The 16639-nt window shown below is 55.5% G+C and carries 17 protein-coding genes and 1 tRNA gene; 9 read left to right on the top strand and 9 right to left on the bottom strand.

The features are described from left to right. Window positions 1–176: 176 nt before the first annotated feature. From AUC61_RS21010 to AUC61_RS21030, 5 genes are all read right to left on the bottom strand, one after another. Window positions 177–1184, bottom strand: coding sequence for a lysylphosphatidylglycerol synthase domain-containing protein (locus tag AUC61_RS21010; RefSeq protein ID WP_243248068.1), 1008 nt, complete (start codon window positions 1182–1184; stop codon window positions 177–179). Beyond that, entirely contained in the window at window positions 1181–2464 is a 1284-nt protein-coding gene (clsB, locus tag AUC61_RS21015) for a cardiolipin synthase ClsB (RefSeq protein ID WP_243248069.1), read from the bottom strand. Before clsB ends, AUC61_RS21010 begins: the two co-directional genes overlap by 4 nt. Further along, window positions 2461–3246 (bottom strand): endonuclease/exonuclease/phosphatase family protein, encoded by a 786-nt coding sequence (locus AUC61_RS21020; protein ID WP_243248070.1) that lies wholly within the window; start codon window positions 3244–3246, stop codon window positions 2461–2463. Before AUC61_RS21020 ends, clsB begins: the two co-directional genes overlap by 4 nt. Beyond that, window positions 3243–4160, bottom strand: coding sequence for a DUF72 domain-containing protein (locus AUC61_RS21025; RefSeq protein WP_243248071.1), 918 nt, complete (start codon window positions 4158–4160; stop codon window positions 3243–3245). Before AUC61_RS21025 ends, AUC61_RS21020 begins: the two co-directional genes overlap by 4 nt. 139 nt (window positions 4161–4299) lie before the next feature. After that, on the bottom strand, window positions 4300–5451 hold the full coding sequence (locus AUC61_RS21030; RefSeq protein ID WP_243248072.1) for a hypothetical protein: 1152 nt from the start codon (window positions 5449–5451) through the stop codon (window positions 4300–4302). 715 nt (window positions 5452–6166) lie between these two features. Between AUC61_RS21030 and AUC61_RS21035 the strand changes: the two genes are divergently transcribed. The 3 genes from AUC61_RS21035 to AUC61_RS21045 all read left to right on the top strand — a co-directional run bounded on the left by AUC61_RS21035 (window position 6167) and on the right by AUC61_RS21045 (window position 9681). Next, on the top strand, window positions 6167–6706 hold the full coding sequence (locus tag AUC61_RS21035; RefSeq protein WP_243248073.1) for a cytochrome b: 540 nt from the start codon (window positions 6167–6169) through the stop codon (window positions 6704–6706). Window positions 6707–6785: 79 nt separating this feature from the next. Beyond that, entirely contained in the window at window positions 6786–8957 is a 2172-nt protein-coding gene (locus AUC61_RS21040) for a PA5441 family protein (protein ID WP_243248074.1), read from the top strand. 31 nt (window positions 8958–8988) lie between these two features. Further along, window positions 8989–9681: a DUF3142 domain-containing protein gene (locus tag AUC61_RS21045; protein WP_243248075.1), complete on the top strand. Its 693-nt coding sequence runs from the start codon at window positions 8989–8991 to the stop codon at window positions 9679–9681. Here the strand turns inward: AUC61_RS21045 and AUC61_RS21050 are convergent, their stop codons facing one another. Beyond that, complete coding sequence (locus tag AUC61_RS21050) at window positions 9682–10239, bottom strand: cysteine hydrolase family protein (RefSeq protein ID WP_243248076.1); 558 nt, start codon at window positions 10237–10239, stop codon at window positions 9682–9684. Window positions 10240–10264: 25 nt separating this feature from the next. Then, window positions 10265–11188 (bottom strand): LysR family transcriptional regulator, encoded by a 924-nt coding sequence (locus AUC61_RS21055; RefSeq protein WP_243248077.1) that lies wholly within the window; start codon window positions 11186–11188, stop codon window positions 10265–10267. A gap of 118 nt (window positions 11189–11306) precedes the next feature. Between AUC61_RS21055 and AUC61_RS21060 the strand changes: the two genes are divergently transcribed. Beyond that, complete coding sequence (locus AUC61_RS21060) at window positions 11307–12056, top strand: 3-oxoacyl-ACP reductase family protein (protein WP_243248078.1); 750 nt, start codon at window positions 11307–11309, stop codon at window positions 12054–12056. A gap of 112 nt (window positions 12057–12168) precedes the next feature. Here AUC61_RS21060 and AUC61_RS21065 read toward each other — a convergent pair. Then, a tRNA-Ser gene (locus AUC61_RS21065) sits at window positions 12169–12258 on the bottom strand. A 228-nt stretch (window positions 12259–12486) separates the two neighbouring features. Between AUC61_RS21065 and AUC61_RS21070 the strand changes: the two genes are divergently transcribed. The 5 genes from AUC61_RS21070 to AUC61_RS21090 all read left to right on the top strand — a co-directional run bounded on the left by AUC61_RS21070 (window position 12487) and on the right by AUC61_RS21090 (window position 15673). Continuing rightward, window positions 12487–12675, top strand: coding sequence for a hypothetical protein (locus tag AUC61_RS21070; protein WP_243248079.1), 189 nt, complete (start codon window positions 12487–12489; stop codon window positions 12673–12675). A 141-nt stretch (window positions 12676–12816) separates the two neighbouring features. Then, the gene (locus AUC61_RS21075; RefSeq protein ID WP_243248080.1) at window positions 12817–13110 is read left to right on the top strand and encodes a DUF6388 family protein; all 294 of its coding nucleotides are present in this window, start codon (window positions 12817–12819) and stop codon (window positions 13108–13110) included. Window positions 13111–13117: 7 nt separating this feature from the next. Continuing rightward, complete coding sequence (locus AUC61_RS21080) at window positions 13118–13780, top strand: class I SAM-dependent methyltransferase (protein WP_243248081.1); 663 nt, start codon at window positions 13118–13120, stop codon at window positions 13778–13780. A 110-nt stretch (window positions 13781–13890) separates the two neighbouring features. Beyond that, window positions 13891–14583, top strand: coding sequence for a crotonase/enoyl-CoA hydratase family protein (locus AUC61_RS21085; RefSeq protein WP_243248082.1), 693 nt, complete (start codon window positions 13891–13893; stop codon window positions 14581–14583). Between the two features lie 118 nt (window positions 14584–14701). After that, window positions 14702–15673, top strand: a complete 972-nt coding sequence (locus AUC61_RS21090; protein WP_243248083.1) for a magnesium and cobalt transport protein CorA — start codon at window positions 14702–14704, stop codon at window positions 15671–15673. 126 nt (window positions 15674–15799) lie between these two features. On the opposite strand, the gene AUC61_RS21095 is transcribed toward AUC61_RS21090, so the two are convergent. Then, window positions 15800–16519, bottom strand: a complete 720-nt coding sequence (locus AUC61_RS21095) for an amidotransferase (RefSeq protein ID WP_243248084.1) — start codon at window positions 16517–16519, stop codon at window positions 15800–15802. Between the last annotated feature and the right edge of the window lie 120 nt (window positions 16520–16639).

The raw sequence follows: 16639 nt of genomic DNA on the forward strand, positions 1-16639 counted from the left end.
TCGGATTACGGGTATGCCGAGCCTAGGCGAGGCACCTAGTGGTGGGGCAAGAGCGTTTTGGTTACTTTTGGCTGGGCCGGCTTCCGGAACCAAAAGTGAGGCGCCCTAAGGGCGCAACCAATAGAAGCCGTTACCTAAAAAACGGATATGTACACACCAACGGATATGCACACAAATCAAGCCCCACCTTCAGCCTGATTCCTCTCCCCCATCTTCTTGCTCCGCTTCTCCAGCACCAGATAAACCACCACAGCAATCGTCAGCGGCAGCAGAAAGTAAATCGCCCGATAACCGATCAACGCCGCCAGCAACGTGCCTTTGGAAAACTCATGCTGCAACAAGGTAATAAACACCGTCTCCAGCACCCCAAGGCCCGCCGGGATATGCGTGATCACACCGGCGATGCTGCTGATCAACAACACCCCAAGAATCGCCGGATAAAAAGCCTTCTCCGGCAACAGCGTATAAATAACCAACGCCATCAGCGACCAGTTCAACGCCCCCAGACTCGCTTGCAACAGTGCCTGCTTGAGCGAAGGAAGATTGATTTCCTGCTTGCGGATGGTCCAGGAGCGCCGTTTGGAAAACCGGCAGGCCAGCAAATAAGCCCCCGCCACTACCAGCAGTGCAAAACCAATCAAACGCAGGGTCCCGGAACCTACCGCCCAGTCCTTGGGCAACTCCAGAAAGCCCATGGCAAAAACGCCACCCGCCAGAATCATGTAGCCGAGCCAGTTAGTAATCAGGCTCAGACTCAACACACGAGTAATAGTCGGCACATCCAGCCCTAGCCGGGAATACAGGCGATAGCGCAACGCAATACCGCCGACCCACGAACTAAGGTTCAGGTTGAACGCATAACAGACAAAAGCCACCGGTACGATCTGTTTGATCGCCAGCTTGTGCCCGGTATAAAACCGCGCCAACACATCGAAACAGCAATACGTCAGGTAGCTACACAGTGCAATCACTACGCCCAGCGCCAGGGTGCTTAGCTTGTAGGACTGCAACGCCTGCTTCACTTCCTGCCAATCGAGGTTCTTGACCAGCAGAAACAACAACACCGGCACAGCGATGAAGAAGAACAGATTGAAAGCGCGCTTGGCCCACTTCCACTTGTTGCCATGCTTGTCTGGCGACTGATCCGCTGGCTGCTCGGAAGACGCTTCATAAGCCTTGCTCATAGCGACTTCTCCTGATCCGACTGCAAACTGGACTTCAGCTGCTGCGCAACGCTGCTCTGTTCGTTTTCAATGACGCTGGCTTCAGGGATCACATCGGCTGTCCGAAGCGGCTTGAGACGCATGCCATGGGCCGGGAACAGACCGGCAATAGCCGGAAAATGGCGCAAGAAGTGAAAGCTCAGGAAGATCATTGGCGTACGCCACCATTGACCCCGTGCAGCGCCCTTCAGGCTCATCTCTTTACTGTGAGCGGCGGCCAGCCCCGTCAAATGCTCATGCAGATGCTGATTGAGATGCTGATCGCGGATGAACAGGTTCACCTCAAGATTCAACGCGAGACTTAACGGGTCAAGGTTGCTTGAGCCCACGGTTGACCACTCACGGTCGATCAGCGCGACTTTGCCGTGCAGGGCGCGCTGGGTGTATTCGTGGATTTTCACCCCGTCACGCAGGAGATAGGTGTAGGTGAGGCGTGAGCAGACCCGCACAAAAGGCATGTCTGGCTGGCCTTGCAGAATCAGCGTGACCTTGACGCCCCGCCGCGCCGCATTACGCAGCTCACGCAGGAAGCGATAACTGGGGAAAAAGTAGGCATTGGCGATGGTGATCCGCTGGGTCGCGTTGCGAATCGCCTGCAAATACTGCTCTTCAATATCTGTGGTGTGTTCTTCATTGTCGCGTTCGCACAGCAGCATTCTCGCACTGCCCGCGTGCTGGGTTGCCACCTTCAAGGCAGGTACTTTGGCTCGCACCGCTTCGCTGAGTAAGCGCAAGGCCGAGTGATGTATATCGGCAACAATAGGGCCGCGCACCAGCACCGCATAATCCTGCTTGGCGGTCAGACCGGTGTCACTCATATGGTCGACGCTGTAGTTGATACCACCAATGAAGGCCAACTCACCATCGACAACCACTACTTTGCGGTGCAGGCGCCTGAACAGGTTGGTGCGCATGCCCATTAGACGTGGCCGTGGATCAAACAGCTGGATATGAACACCCGCAGCCAGCATGCGGCTGACGAACGATTTACTCAGATCTGAGGTGCCGTAGTCGTCGACCGTCACCACGACGTGCGCGCCATTACTCGCTGCCTGGATCAGGGCCTGTTGCAGTGCTTCACCAACGCGGTCTTCGAAGATGATGAAAGTTTCAAGCAGCACTTCTTTGCGGGCGGCCCGAATACACTCAAAAACCCGGCTGAAGTAGTCTTCGCCATTGATCAGCAACTCAACCGAATTGCCGTCTTGCCACTGCCCACGGTTATTCGCCTGGTCACTCATAACGTTACCTCCACAGCCAGCGGTGCATGATCTGAAAGGTGAGACCACGGACGATTGGACAATACTTTGGGTCGATTGCTCGTCGCGTTGCGCACGTAAATACGGTCCAGTCGAAGTAACGGCCAGCGTGCAGGGAAGCTCTTGGCGGGGACACCAAAGCGCTGGACAAAAACTTCGTGCAGGCCTGTGCCCTCCAGTACCGCGTCTGCGCGTTGCCGCCAATCATTGAAGTCACCAGCAACGATCACTGCTTCCCCCTCAGGCAACCGTTCCAACAACCCGGCAAGCAGTTTGAGCTGCTGCAGACGATGATGTTCCCGCAAGCCCAGATGAACGCAGATAGCATGCACCTGGCCGTGATGGGGAACCTCCAGTACGCAATGCAGTAAGCCTCGCTCTTCAGTGCCATGAATCGATATATCGAGGTTCTCGTGGTAGCTGATCGGGTACTTGGACAGCAATGCATTGCCATGGTGGCCATGGGGATAAACCGCATTGCGTCCATAGGCGAAGTCGGTCCACATGCTGTCTGCCAGAAACTCGTACTGGGAGGTGGTCGGCCAGTCTTTAACACGCTGCGCATGGTTTTGATGTTCACCATGCACCTCTTGCAAAAACACCACGTCGGCGGACACCGTACGAACGGCATCGCGTAGCTCGGGCAAAATGAATCGACGATTAAGAAAGCCAAATCCCATGTGCATATTCATGGTCAATACGTTCAGGGAAACGTTTGCAGAGGTTGCTGTTCGCACGCCAACAGGCGTTGTGGCACTGGTCAAAACTCAACTCCTTTCAGATCGCCCGGCGCGACTTCCAGTTCTTGGGCCAGGCCGAAGCGCTCAAGCAACTGACGTGCGTCATAGGGCGCCCGGACTTTGATGTCGTTATCGAAGTAACAATAAATATCCCGGGATTTGCGTGCGGGACCGCTTTTGGCCATCACCAGATGAGCGTCGGCAGGTTGTGAGCCGTGGCGCCAGGCATCGATACGCTCACCCCAGTGTTTAATAGCCGCGTCGCTATAACCACTGGCATAGAGCTTCTTGTCACCGTGCAGCCGCAGGTACACAAAATCACTGGTCAGGTCTTCGATATACGGCCACTTCCCCGCCGTATCAGCCGTCACCAGCGCAACGTTGTATTTGCGCAACAACGTAATGAACTCGGGGACCCTGAAACTTTCATGACGAATTTCTACGGCATGACGCAGATGACCCGTCTTGGGAATGTCCAGATAACCAGGTTTGTGCATTTTTTCATCACAGGCTGCCGCGCAGCGCCTGGCCTCTTTCATGTCATGAGGCAGCAGCGTCAGGAAGTGTTCGAATATCTCGGCATCGAATTTGAAGCTGGGCGGAAACTGCCAGAGAATCGGACCCAGTTTGTTTTTGAGCTGAAAAATGCCCGACGCGAAGAAATTCGCGATGGGCTTTTCCACGTCATTCAGCCGTCGCACATGGGTAATAAAGCGGGGCGCCTTGATGCTGAACACAAAATCATCAGGCGTATCGGCATACCAGCGCGCATAAAGGTCAGGCGACTGCAGGGCATAGAAAGATCCGTTTATCTCGATACTGTTGACCGCTCTGGAAGCGAATTTCAGCTCGTTTTTTTGCGTCAGCCCTTTCGGATAGAAGTCACCTCGCCACGGGACGTAACGCCAGCCAGAGATGCCAATGCGGATGTCGCTCATGATGAAAAGCCCAGTGCAATGCGCGTCGCTTGAACAGTTCAGACCTCCGGGCAACTCCTGGCCGGGGGTCCATGTCCGTGCTCAAGCATGAATGTTCAAATCATATGAAGCCTGGCACTGGCACAGGTTCAATACCGATCTAGCGGCTTATCCGCCCATCACTGACAGCGCTTGCGAAGTCGTTATATTTACGGCCGAGCTCTGCCGCGCACTGGTGAACATCATGAAGTTTCATGTGCGAGACAGCGAACCCCAGCAGTGACTCGATGATTTCCATATTCTCAGACTCGAAGCTGACACTGCCGTCAGCACCTATCGCGCGAATCCCGTCCTGGCGCTGGCCCGCCTGATTGACCGCAATGGCGTCGCCACGCGACACCCCATAAGGGAGCGCCAACATAACCTGCCCCATGCCCACCCGAACCGGATACCCGCCCGGCAGCCCATTTGGGCTTGGGGCATGGGTGATGATTTCATGTTCAGCATGCAAACTCTCGAGCAGCCGAATAGCAGAGATTGCGTTAAAGAAATTAATGTCTACCCCACCCAGACTGCGAAAGTGTGTGCACACCGCCTTGAAAATAACCTCATCATCAAACTCTCCAGTACATTCCCGGTTGTCCACCCAGTAGGTGAGTCGATACTGCGCATCCGGCGGCAATCCCGCTCGGGCGACCTGATGACAAAAACCTTGCTGCGCAACCAGCCTGACCTGAACGTTCTCGGGAGTACGCAGGGCTAACCGGGCGATTGAAAGTCGAATGGCAGGAACCAGATTAGCCACACCGCCAATTCCGGTGTCGGGGGCCATGCCGACTTTGTCGAGTACAACATTGACGGCGTCGGGGAATGCCGCATTGACCGTGAACACTTTTAAGCCTGAATGCTTGATGGCCCGCATGAGTTCATAGGCAGGGGCTAGGTGCATAGGCAACCAAGGGCCAAAACGGGCACGGTCCAACGCCTGATAGTGCACAGAGGATAGTTGCGTGATCACTCGCCACGACTGCAAGGAAGCACTGTTAAAAATAACATCAGGACGAATACGATGAATGATACCGGCGTTTTCCTCAATGTTGCCTTCCGCAAGGTCCATCGCCACAGGATAAACAGTGCAAGTCCCTCCTCCCATCTGCAAACAACCCAAGCGTAAAAAATTACAACTCCGGGTTATTTTTTCAATATCGCGACCGGCGACGTAAAAAATAAAACCATCACGGGGCACCAGCATTTTCAGAATTTGCAGGCAAAGATCGCCTCCACCCACTAGCATTAACCTTTTACGCTCCATTGACATTTCTCCCTCGCAGCGCGCTGCACGTCGCCTTGGCGGGGGCTCAATAGAGCGCCTGGCTCAGTGACGATATCCTTCTGTACCTTTGATGACGCACTCTAAAAGACAACCAACAGGCTTCAACGACTCACCTCTAAGAAGGCCACCTACGAAAGAACCAATCCGCTTTTAAATTTGCCGGCCTGCCATTAACCCGGCCCCCTTTATTTATTAAACGCCCCACAACCATTCAAGGCTTGTCCCCCTGACTGCTCTCAGGTGTAAGACGCCCGCTACATTACAAGCCCACTCGTCAACCGCGCTCACAAGCAGATCTGTTCCACGACAAGATGGATCCAATCGAAAAAGCTGTCAAATAGATAGGCAGCATTTACCATCATCATTGGATATAACCGCACGCTCTTTTAAAGCAAACATCTAATTCGACTGTTTAATTCAAGCGTTCGACTTCTTCTAATGCGCTCAAAAAGACCTCATTCCGCTTTTGCGCAACGCACACTTCAGGCATGGGGATTGCTTTTGACAAAGCAGATGCAAGGCAGTCAAAAAAGCGTCATTGCACAGGTCACGGATTATTTGTTGAGATTAAGCAAAAGAGAGTATCGGATAGTCAGAAAGGCAAGCGGCAACCCTGACGGTTCCTGTAGAGGCGGCTCCAACGCGAGCAATATCGACGGCCCGCTCCCCCAAAAAATCAACCAAGGAAAGCACCGTGAACACAACATCCGGAGCACGCTACAGCTACAGGGCTCGCTGGCTTCACTGGGTCATGGCGGTTTTGATTGTGCTGGCCTACGCCCTTATTCTGAGCCGTACGCAGTTTTCACGGGGTTCGGAACTGCGTGCACTGGTTGTGCAAAGCCATTTCTGGGTCGGCATTGTCGTGTTGATCATGGCTATATTTCGCATTGCAGAGCGACGTCGCCATACGCCCCCGGACATCACTCCGCCCCTTGAAGGTTTTTTGCGGCAAGCGGCCACCCTCTCCCACTATCTGCTTTATGCATTTCTGTTGGCCCAACCACTATTGGGGCTGTTTACCGTATTGATAGAAAAGGGCTCGTTACCCATACCGCTGACACAAATATTGATCCCTTCACCCTTCCCTCTGTCCGAACGTTTCGCGGAGTCTCTGGAAGACCTGCACAAGCTGCTGGGGTCGATTTTTTATTACGTGATTGGCTTGCATGTCGTTGCCGCAATCTGGCATCACGCTGTGCGCAAGGACAATACGCTCAAACGGATGCTGTAGAGACTTGTGGACGTTATGGTGACGCAAGGTATCATCGCCTGCGCTCGCCTTCAGAGCCTTCAGATATCAAGGACGCTCCATGCATACCCGCTTGTTCACTGCTCTGGCCATTGCCCTGAGTGCAACCATCGGCTCACAGGCCCATGCCAGTTCCGATGATTCCTGCTACCCGACATGGTCACTGCTCAAAGAACATCTGGACGTATGCAGCAACCTGTCTTTCCTCAGCCCCGGTAACGACAGTTCGGTGAACTTGCGGCTGTTGCTCGCCAATGCCAAAGACCACGGATTGACTCCGGCAGCCCTGACCGAAGATGACCTGGCGGAAGGATACGGCGAGGTGCCGTTTGCGCATTACCGTTTACAGTCAGCAGCGGAGAAAAACGAAGAAAAAACGTCAGAAAGCTCTGATACGCTTGGCCTCAATGAGATGTTGGCCACATTGGGCGTCAAGCGCGAGCCTGCACAAGTGGCTGGCGATACATTACTCGACGGAGAAGGTAGCCGCTGCCGCAGCAACAACGAAACAACCGCCACGCATTTCATCCAGACATTGATCAATACCCCACAGCTTGCTCCGGCCGAGCGTGCGGCACTGGCAACCAGCCGAATGCAAATGCTCTCCGCCTGTGGCTGGGAACCCGAGCAGTTGACCAGCCTGCTGCCGGGTAATATCCAGTCAGCTGCGGGCAAGTCATTCGTGAACTACCTGCAGGCTGCAGCCGACTTCTATAGCGGGCGCTTCATCGAAGCGAGCAAAGGTTTTACCCTGCTGGCCGACAATCCTCAGGAGTGGCTGAAGGATACAGCGCTCTACATGATTGGCCGTACCGAGCTGAACCTGGCTCAGGAAAAAGCTTTTGAATACGGCGAACTCAAGCCCGATCGCGTAGATCTGGGCGCAGCCAGACGCGCCGAAAGTGCCTTCAAGAACTACGTCGACAACTACCCGTACGGCACCTACTCCAACACCGCTCGCGGCTTGCTGCGTCGGGTGCACTGGCTGACTCAGGATAACAATCAGCTCGCCGCCGATTATGAAGCACATCTTTTGGGGGAAGACAGTCAGTCGGCAGGCCCGGCAGATGAAGCGCTGATCCGCGAATCCGACCTGAAGCTGATCACTGCGAACAAGGCGCCTGTCAATTCGCCGATCATTGCCGCTGTCAACGATCTGATGTGGATGCGCGAAGGAAGCAGCAACGCGCTGACCAAAGCCGCTCTGCTGGCGCAGAAGGATACCTTTGCCGGGCATCCGCAACTCTTTACTTATCTGCAGGCAGCTTTTGCGCTGTACGTCGAAAATGATCCCGACAGCGCGTTGAAACTGCTGCCAACGGAGATACCAGACACACTTGGCTATCTGGCGTTCAGCCAGCAAATGCTGCGAGGGCTGGCTCTGGAAGCCAGTCAGGACTGGAAGCAGGCACAAACGTTATGGCTGCAGTTGTTGCCATTAGCCAAATTGCCGTTGCAAAACGAACAACTGCAACTGGCACTGGCCATGAGTTACGAGCGAGACGAACAGATGGCCAAAGTGTTTGCCGCAGACTCGCCCATCAAAGCGGCAAAGTTGCGCTATATCCTGCTAAGCAAGACCGCCGATGCGGACCTCTTGATCCAGCAGACGACACAAGGCGCCAGCGAAACAGAGCGCAATACTGCGTTATTCGTACTGCTTTACAAAGACTTGATGCGCAGTCAGTTCGCCAGGTTTGGCGATGACCTCAAGCGGCTGCCGGATGCTCCGTCGCCAGAGAAACTCGGCTACAGCCTCGGCTATGTACACAACCAAGGCCCGTCGCTGAGTCTGTTTCACTGGAAAGGCAACGAAGCTGACGCCGGCTACGCCTGCCCTGGCATTGCTGAAATAGCAGCCGTACTGGCCAAAGATGCAATCAGCCCTCGAGGTTTGAACTGCATGGGCGAATTCATCCGGAGCAATCACCTGGACGGCATGCCGCTGGACGAGAAGCGCAACCCGGAAGTACTTGGCGGCACACCGCCTGGTTACGTGAAAAGAGTATTCGCCCGGCACACGGCCTATCAGGCGGTGATCGTCAATCCGAAAGCAGGCCACGAAGACAAAGCCTACGCACTGTATCGCGCCATCAACTGTTATGCCCCGTCAGGCAACAACGGCTGCGGCGGTAAAGCCGTGGTACCCGCAGAGCGCCAGGTATGGTTCAAAAAACTCAAAAGTGAATTTGCCGATACACCCTGGAGCAAGTCGCTGCAGTATTACTGGTAACCCATTGTTAATCTCGCTACGAACCTGGCTGATGTTGCTTAGCCTGCTGCAAACGGGTTCAGCCAGTGCGGCGGTGAACGCCGAAGAGCACGATGCATTTTGGCTGTGGGGAGGCGTTGCCGCACAGCCGGTGCTGGCCCAGGCGAAAACCCTTTACCTCTTGCAGGGGCAGGTCAGCAGCTCGCGCAGCGAACAGCACCGCAGGGTCAACTTCGTCGCTCAAGGCATGGCCGTGGCACAACTGCCTCAGCGCGAAATCTGGATCGTCTATCGCGCTCACACCTTGCGCTGGCCTGAACCGGTTTATAAACAGCTGCTGGGTCAAATCAAACGCTGGCGTGATACAGGCAGCCGGGTGGTCGGTGTCCAGATCGACTTTGATGCACGTACCCGCTACCTCGATGAATACGTGACGTTTCTGCGCGATTTGCGCAAACGCCTGCCTGCAGACTATCGCCTGAGTATCACCGGCTTGCTGGACTGGAGCAGCCATGCAGATACCGCCGTTATCGGCGAACTCAAAGGCGTGATCGATGAGGTGGTGGTGCAAACCTATCAGGGCCGCCACAGCATTCCCGACTACGACGCTTACCTGCCCCGTATGGCTCGACTAGGCCTGCCGTTCAAGATAGGCTTGATACAGGGCGGCGAATGGCAAGCGCCAGCCAGTCTGCAAACCAATCCGTGGTTCAAAGGTTACGTGGTGTTCCTGCAAAATCCTTGATCAGAGTCTGCTCAATAGCTCTTCGGTGGCCATTACCGTCGCATACTCTCCATGCAGATTGCCCAGAGACATAGCATGTACATCTTCCGCACTGCGCGGGGTACCGAAGAAGTCAGGTTTGTCGAAGGTAAAACATCCGTCATGAGGCACTATCACCTCAAAGCCGAGGTTGCCGCCCGATCGCGCACTGGACTCGACCGAGTTATTGGTCACGACGCCCACTATGATCAACTGAGTGATGGCTTCGCTTTTCAACCATTCTTCTAGCGGCGAATTGCAAAACGCATCCGGCACCTCTTTGCGCAATTCGCGCTCGCCTTCCATCGGCAAAAAAGCCGGCTGATAGTCAACGCCGGACTGCTGCGGCCAGAACACCGACTCGGGCTCACGGGAAAAATGCCTGACATGAATGACCGGCCGCTGCGTTCTCCGCCAGGCTTGCAGCAATTTGAGCATCTGCTCATCTGCATGAGCATTGTTGCGCCGCCCCAGTTTTGGATGCTGGATGCCTTGTTGCATGTCGATGATCAGTAATGCCGCGTTGGCCTGAATATCCATGTTGAAACGATTCCATTGAGAAGGGTTATACCGCACTGAATGTTCTGGCCAGTCCCTGACTGGCAAACTGCTCAAGCACAAAATCGACAAATGCCCGAGTCTTGCCCGGCAGCAATTTGTGCTCACTGTAATAGAGAGAAATATTGCCGTCATCGACATACCAGTCCGGTAACACGCGGCTTAGCTGTCCGCTACGCAAATAAGGCACGGCGAATGGCATGCTCACCAAAGCAATGCCCAGGCCTTGCTCGGCGGCAGAGCATGCCGCTTCCGAGTCACTCATGGTCATGCGCGGCTTCAAGCTCAGAGGGCTGTACTCATGCTCGCGACTGGTCAAGGGCCAGGAACGGATCCGGCCGGTCTGGGGCGAGCGGATCAGAATCCCCGGGTGTGCCTGCAGGTCTTCCGGGTGCTCAATGCGTGGCTGTTCAGCCAGATAACCCGGTGACGCTACCAGGATTCGATGCGCAGGTGCCAGCTTGCGGGCTACGACGCCTTGAGGCAGGTCGAAACCGCCGCCAATGGCCGCATCAAATCCTTGGGCGATCAGATCGACCTGTCGATTATCAAAATGCCAATCCGGTGTGATTGCCGGGTAACGATGCAGAAACCCGGCCAGCAGCGGCATGATGTAAAGCCGCCCGAATACAGTGCCCATGCTTACTTTGAGCGTACCGGCTGGCTGCCCTTCCGAGCTCGCCAGATTGGCAACGGCATTTTGAATGGTGATGAAGCTAGCGCCAACCTCCGCCAGAAAACGGTGTCCGGCTTCTGTCAGTGTCAGGCTGCGGGTACTACGCTGGAACAGGCGTACGCCCAACCGCGCCTCAAGTTTGGCGACACTTTTGCCCACTGCTGCGGGCGTAAGGCTCAGACGCCGGGCTGCTTCGGCAAAGCTGCCGACTTCGGCGCTACGCACAAAGCATTCGATGCTGCTGAAGTTATCCATGAGTCGGATTCTAAACTTTTGGTTTACTCAGACTATCGCAATTACCGTCTACTCAGCATGCAATCTGCGCCTGATACTGCTCGCCATTCACTCACTCGCAATTGCTCAGGAGAATCACATGACTCAGCACACCCCTCTCAGCACTAAAGTGGCCCTGGTCCAGGGTGGCTCACGCGGCATCGGCGCGGCCATCGTAAAACGTCTGGCCGATGAAGGCGCCGCAGTGGCCTTTACTTATGTCAGTTCAGAAACCAAGGCGCAGGAACTGCAGGACAGCATCACCGCAAGCGGTGGCAAGGCCCTGGCCATCAAAGCCGACAGCGCAGATGCCGACGCCATTCGCAACGCAGTCGCGCTCACCGTTGAAAAATTCGGTCGGGTCGACATTCTGGTCAACAATGCAGGCGTGCTCGCGATTGGCCCACTGGAAGAGTTCAGCCTGGAAGATTTTGACCGTACGCTGGATATCAATGTGCGCAGCGTGTTCATTGCCTCACAAGCCGCAGCGAAGCATATGGGTGACGGCGGTCGCATCATCAACATCGGTAGCACCAACGCCGATCGCATGCCCTTCGCGGGCGGCGGCGTGTACGCCATGAGCAAATCCGCCCTCGTCGGCCTGACCAAAGGCCTGGCAAGGGACCTCGGCCCTCGCGGCATCACCATCAACAACGTCCAGCCCGGCCCCGTAGACACTGACATGAACCCGGCAAGCGGTGATTTCGCTGAATCCCTGATTCCGTTGATGGCGGTAGGCCGTTACGGCCATGCCGAAGAGATCGCCAGTTTCGTCGCGTACCTCGCAGGCCCTGAAGCGGGTTACATCACCGGGGCAAGCCTGACAATTGATGGCGGGTTTGGCGCTTGATGCAGGCTTGAGCCCTGTATTTACTCAGCGTCTGCTGAGAGGCTTCAGGAAAGCCAGAAACGAAAAACCCCTGATTTCTCAAGGAAGTCAGGGGTTTCGTTTGTAGCGAATTTGGCGGTGAAGGAGAGATTCGAACTCTCGATACAATTTCTTGTATACACACTTTCCAGGCGTGCTCCTTAAGCCACTCGGACACTTCACCGTATCTCGTCACACCGTTGGTCTGTCGAGGCGCGCTAATGTAGTCGAAAGCTTTTACGAACGCAAAGGTTTTTTCAGAATTTTCATGCGGTTAAGCAAAATACCCACCTGCGCTCAGGTGCGTGCAATTCAGGGATGCAGGTTCAAGGGTAATGCTGATGCTGGCCAGGGTGATTTCCTATAGGGCATTGCTCTATATTCGAGGCCTGCTTGGCGGAGATAGAAATTAATGGCCCACTCACCCCGATATCAAGTCTCAGAATCCATTCGCACGATCGAAACAGAAGTCGGCAAATTGCTGGATCTGGTCGTCATGCTCAAGGAGGCTGGCGACGAAGGGTTATCCGCCTGCGTGGCGCTTCAGGCGCATAAGCTGCTGGAAACAGCAGTGGCACTGCGGATGGCGATGGCGGATTGAGAGCCTGAACACTCTTGAACACCAAAAGCCCGGCGGCACTGGCAGCGCCCCCCTCAATCAAGCACAATCGCGCTTCCTGTCGCTCCGGCGCATTAGCCGCCGGAGATGATCGATTTCGCTGCACACCTGCCGGAGAACCTAATGAATCTGCTCGAATGGAACGACGTCACTCAGGCCAAGTACCTGGAGACCAATCCGCTCCTGCGCGACGAAATCCAGAACCTCAGCGCCAAGGATCAGCAGGATCAGATCAAGTGGGCCTTTGAGGACGAGGCAGAGGCTCAGGGCATTGAGCCTTGGGAGCTGGCGGCGCAGTTGATCGCTGAAACGCCAGAACAACTCAAGGAAATACGTCACAACACCCATCAGCAGGTTGCTGAGGCTCTGGGCATGGAATGGACTGAATACTGCGAGTTGAACGACATTCAGGAGTGAGGCACGCATGAGTACTTCGTCCGAAGCCGGGGCCGCCGTTTACTCTCCTCTCACGCTGAAACTGTACGACGCCTGGGTGCTGGGTATCTCGAACCGTTTTGCCTGGCACTGCCCTACCCGGCAAGTGTTGCAGCCATTCTTCGACCGACATGTGGGCGCGCGCCATCTGGATGTCGGCGTCGGCACCGGCTATTACCTGGCCAATGCCCACCTGCCGGATACCACCCATGTCACGCTACTGGACCTGAACCCCAGCAGCCTTCAGGCAGCCAAAGACCGCTTCGGCCGCACTGACACGCAAATCCTGCAGCACGATGTGTTCAAGCCGCTGGATACCTCGCAGCATGGTCGCTACGACTCTATTTCGCTGTTTTATCTTTTGCATTGCCTGCCAGGCAACATGGTCGACAAGGCTCAGGTCTTCGCCAGCCTCAAACCCTGCCTGAAGGACAACGGCGTGTTGTTTGGCGCGACAATTCTCGGGGATGCTGCTGAGCACAATGGTTTTGGCCGCAAGCTGATGGACATCTACAACAAGAAAGGGATTTTCGGTAACCGCAGCGATAGCGTGGCTGGTCTACGCAGCGCCCTTGAACAGCACTTCGCTCAGGTGAGCATTGAAGTGGTGGGCAAGGTTGCGCTATTCAGTGGCCGTTCACCTATTCAATGAGCGGCCATAGGCCCGTGGCGATCAGAACAAAACTGACTCGGTAGTCATTGCTTTACCTGCCCCTTCGGGGTGGGTAACGTCTGCTCACGTCAATAACAAGGAACATTGCCATGAGTGATTTGATCTCTTACCAACTGGAAGACGGTATTGCCACCCTGACCCTGAGCAATGGCAAGGTCAACGCCATTTCTCCTGCGGTAGTGGCCGCTTTCAACAGCGCGCTCGATCAGGCGGAAAAAGACCGCGCGGTGGTGATCATCACCGGCCAGCCCGGGATTCTTTCCGGTGGCTATGACCTGAAAGTCATGACATCCAGTGCTGAAGCGGCCATCGGCCTGGTCAAGGAGGGCTCGACACTGGCCCGTCGCATGCTCGCACACCCCTTTCCTATTGTGATCGCCTGCCCAGGTCATGCCGTTGCCAAGGGTGCCTTCCTGTTGCTGTCCGCGGATTATCGAATTGGCGTCGAAGGGCCGTTCAGTATTGGCCTGAATGAAGTGCAGATCGGCATGACCATGCACCACGTCGGCATCGAGCTGGCACGGGATCGCCTGCGCAAATCAGCCTTCCATCGCTCGGTCATCAACGGCGAAATGTTTGATCCTGCCGGTGCCGTAAACGCGGGCTTTCTCGACAAACTGGTCAGCGTTGAAGAACTGCCTGAAGCTGCACGCACGGTGGCGCTGCAACTGAAAAAGATCAACATGAGCGCCCACAAGCACACCAAGCTGAAAGTGCGCAAAGCGTTGCTGGAAACGCTGGATGCAGCTATCGAAGCGGACCAGCATCACGCTCTGAGCTGAGATCAGGTCGCCCGTCAACGCGGGCGCACTCAAGCCCGCGAACTCCGCAGGCTTTACCGACTCTTAATCGTTAGCCCGCTGCCCGGGCATCCCCGCCATTCTCAGGATGCAAAAACAAATGGGTCGAGTCGTTGCCGCTGCGGTGTACAGCGCAGGCAAGAAAGTCTGCAATATCAGCCTGGAAGAAGGCGCAGCCTGGGCTGCAAAGCCCGGCCACTTTGTCTGGATAGGTCTGGAACAACCCAGCGCGACAGAACTGGCCAGCCTCAAGGAGCAATTCAACCTGCATGAACTGGCCCTTGAGGACGCTCTTGAGGTTCACAGCCGCCCCAAGCTGGAAACCTTTGGTGATGCGCTGTTCATCGTCACCTATGCACCCGTCAGGGAGAACGGAAGACTTGAGTTCATCGAGACTCACATTTTCGCTGGCAAGGGTTACATCATCACCTCGCGCAATGGCCACTCCAAGTCCTACGGGCTGGTGCGCCAACGTTGTGAAGCACGGCCATTGCTGCTTGAGCATGGCGAAGACTTCGTGCTCTACGCCTTGCTGGATTTCGTCACTGAAAACTATCAGCCCGTCACCGAAGCCATCCATTGCGAGCTGGAAGAACTTGAGCACAGCGTACTCAACGGGGCGTTGAAAGAGAGCGACATCCAGCGTATTCACAGCCTGCGCCGAGACCTGCTGCGACTGAGGCGTTACGTGGCCCCCATGGTGGAAGTCGGCGAAGAACTGCAGAAGCTCAACTTTCCTTTCATCGACAAGAACATGCGGCCCTATTTCCGCGATGTGGAAATTCACGTCAAGCGGCAGATGGAAGACCTGGGCAACCTGCGCGACATTGCCAGCCAGACCATTGAGATCGGCCTGTTGCTGGAGTCGTCACGGCAAAGCATAGTGCAGCGCAAGTTTGCCGCTTACGCAGCGATTCTGGCGGTGCCAACCGCAATTGCAGGTATCTACGGAATGAACTTCGAAAACATGCCCGAGCTGACATGGCACTACGGTTACTACGTGGTGCTTGGCACCATCGTGACCGTGTGTGGGGGATTGTTTGCCAGCTTCAAACGCTCGGGATGGCTTTGAGGATCCCGGACTTCATGTGGAACCGGCTTTAGCCGGGAAGAGGCCCGTACAGCCGCTACATCTGTACGATTAAAAACACCGCCTTCCCGGCTGAAGCCGGTCCTACGAAGTGCTGTCAGGGATACCTCAAACCGCAGCTTTATGCTGCACGAACCGCATCATCCACTCGGCCACGGTCAGACCATGATGGTCATGATCGAGACTGGCGACACCCGTCCGGTACACCGTTTCACCCAGGCACTCCTGGCGGATGTCCAACAACGTCCGTGAGTAATCGTGGATGAACTCCGGGTGCCCTTGAAAGCACAGCACTTGATCATTGATGTGATAAGCCGCGAACGGGCAGAACTCGCTGGAAGCAATCACTGTAGCGTTCTCCGGCAAGGCGGTGACCTGATCCTGATGACTGATCAGCAAGGTCAGCTTCTCCATGCCCGGTGTCATCCATGCAGTGGCAGGCGCCAGTGTGTAGTGATGAATACCCACGCCCCAGCCTTTGCTCGCCCGCTCACTCTTGCCGCCCAGTAGCAGTGCCAGCAACTGGTGTCCGAAGCAAATACCGAGCAGCTTGTCGCCACGCTGGTACAACTCGAGCAGATAGACTTTCAGGGTTTGAATCCACGGATCGGTCCCGAAAGAGTCAGCTTTGCTGCCCGTCACCAGATACGCATCAAAACGCTCGCCCTCTGGTGGATAGACGCCCTGCATCACGTTATAGACCTCGAACTCGGCGGCAATGGGCTGGCGCGCGAAAAGCCGTTCGAACATCCGTCCGTATCCCTGGTATTGATCAACCAACTCGGGACGCAGGACGTCGGTTTCCAGAATGCAGATGCGTAGCGACATAGAAAGTACCTGAAGCGGTAAAGGCAATAGTGCACCGCTCAAGCCTGCCTTGAACGGGCATGCCAAGGCAAGAGCCCTTTCAAAGGTCTGTGCACGATTACCTGAACCGCCGCTGTATCA

It is taken from the genome of Pseudomonas maioricensis, from assembly GCF_022790535.1.
GTDB lineage: Bacteria > Pseudomonadota > Gammaproteobacteria > Pseudomonadales > Pseudomonadaceae > Aquipseudomonas > Aquipseudomonas maioricensis.

Bases quoted from the DNA above. Each gene is read 5' to 3' on its own strand.
- AUC61_RS21010 (WP_243248068.1), bottom strand. From the start codon at position 1,184: ATGAGCAAGGCTTATGAAGCGTCTTCCGAGCAGCCAGCGGATCAGTCG.
- clsB (WP_243248069.1), bottom strand. From the start codon at position 2,464: ATGAGTGACCAGGCGAATAACCGTGGGCAGTGGCAAGACGGCAATTCG.
- AUC61_RS21025 (WP_243248071.1), bottom strand. From the start codon at position 4,160: ATGAGCGACATCCGCATTGGCATCTCTGGCTGGCGTTACGTCCCGTGG.
- AUC61_RS21030 (WP_243248072.1), bottom strand. From the start codon at position 5,451: ATGGAGCGTAAAAGGTTAATGCTAGTGGGTGGAGGCGATCTTTGCCTG.
- AUC61_RS21040 (WP_243248074.1), top strand. From the start codon at position 6,786: ATGCATACCCGCTTGTTCACTGCTCTGGCCATTGCCCTGAGTGCAACC.
- AUC61_RS21045 (WP_243248075.1), top strand. From the start codon at position 8,989: ATGTTGCTTAGCCTGCTGCAAACGGGTTCAGCCAGTGCGGCGGTGAAC.
- AUC61_RS21050 (WP_243248076.1), bottom strand. From the start codon at position 10,239: ATGGATATTCAGGCCAACGCGGCATTACTGATCATCGACATGCAACAA.
- AUC61_RS21055 (WP_243248077.1), bottom strand. From the start codon at position 11,188: ATGGATAACTTCAGCAGCATCGAATGCTTTGTGCGTAGCGCCGAAGTC.
- AUC61_RS21060 (WP_243248078.1), top strand. From the start codon at position 11,307: ATGACTCAGCACACCCCTCTCAGCACTAAAGTGGCCCTGGTCCAGGGT.
- AUC61_RS21070 (WP_243248079.1), top strand. From the start codon at position 12,487: ATGGCCCACTCACCCCGATATCAAGTCTCAGAATCCATTCGCACGATC.
- AUC61_RS21075 (WP_243248080.1), top strand. From the start codon at position 12,817: ATGAATCTGCTCGAATGGAACGACGTCACTCAGGCCAAGTACCTGGAG.
- AUC61_RS21080 (WP_243248081.1), top strand. From the start codon at position 13,118: ATGAGTACTTCGTCCGAAGCCGGGGCCGCCGTTTACTCTCCTCTCACG.
- AUC61_RS21085 (WP_243248082.1), top strand. From the start codon at position 13,891: ATGAGTGATTTGATCTCTTACCAACTGGAAGACGGTATTGCCACCCTG.
- AUC61_RS21090 (WP_243248083.1), top strand. From the start codon at position 14,702: ATGGGTCGAGTCGTTGCCGCTGCGGTGTACAGCGCAGGCAAGAAAGTC.
- AUC61_RS21095 (WP_243248084.1), bottom strand. From the start codon at position 16,519: ATGTCGCTACGCATCTGCATTCTGGAAACCGACGTCCTGCGTCCCGAG.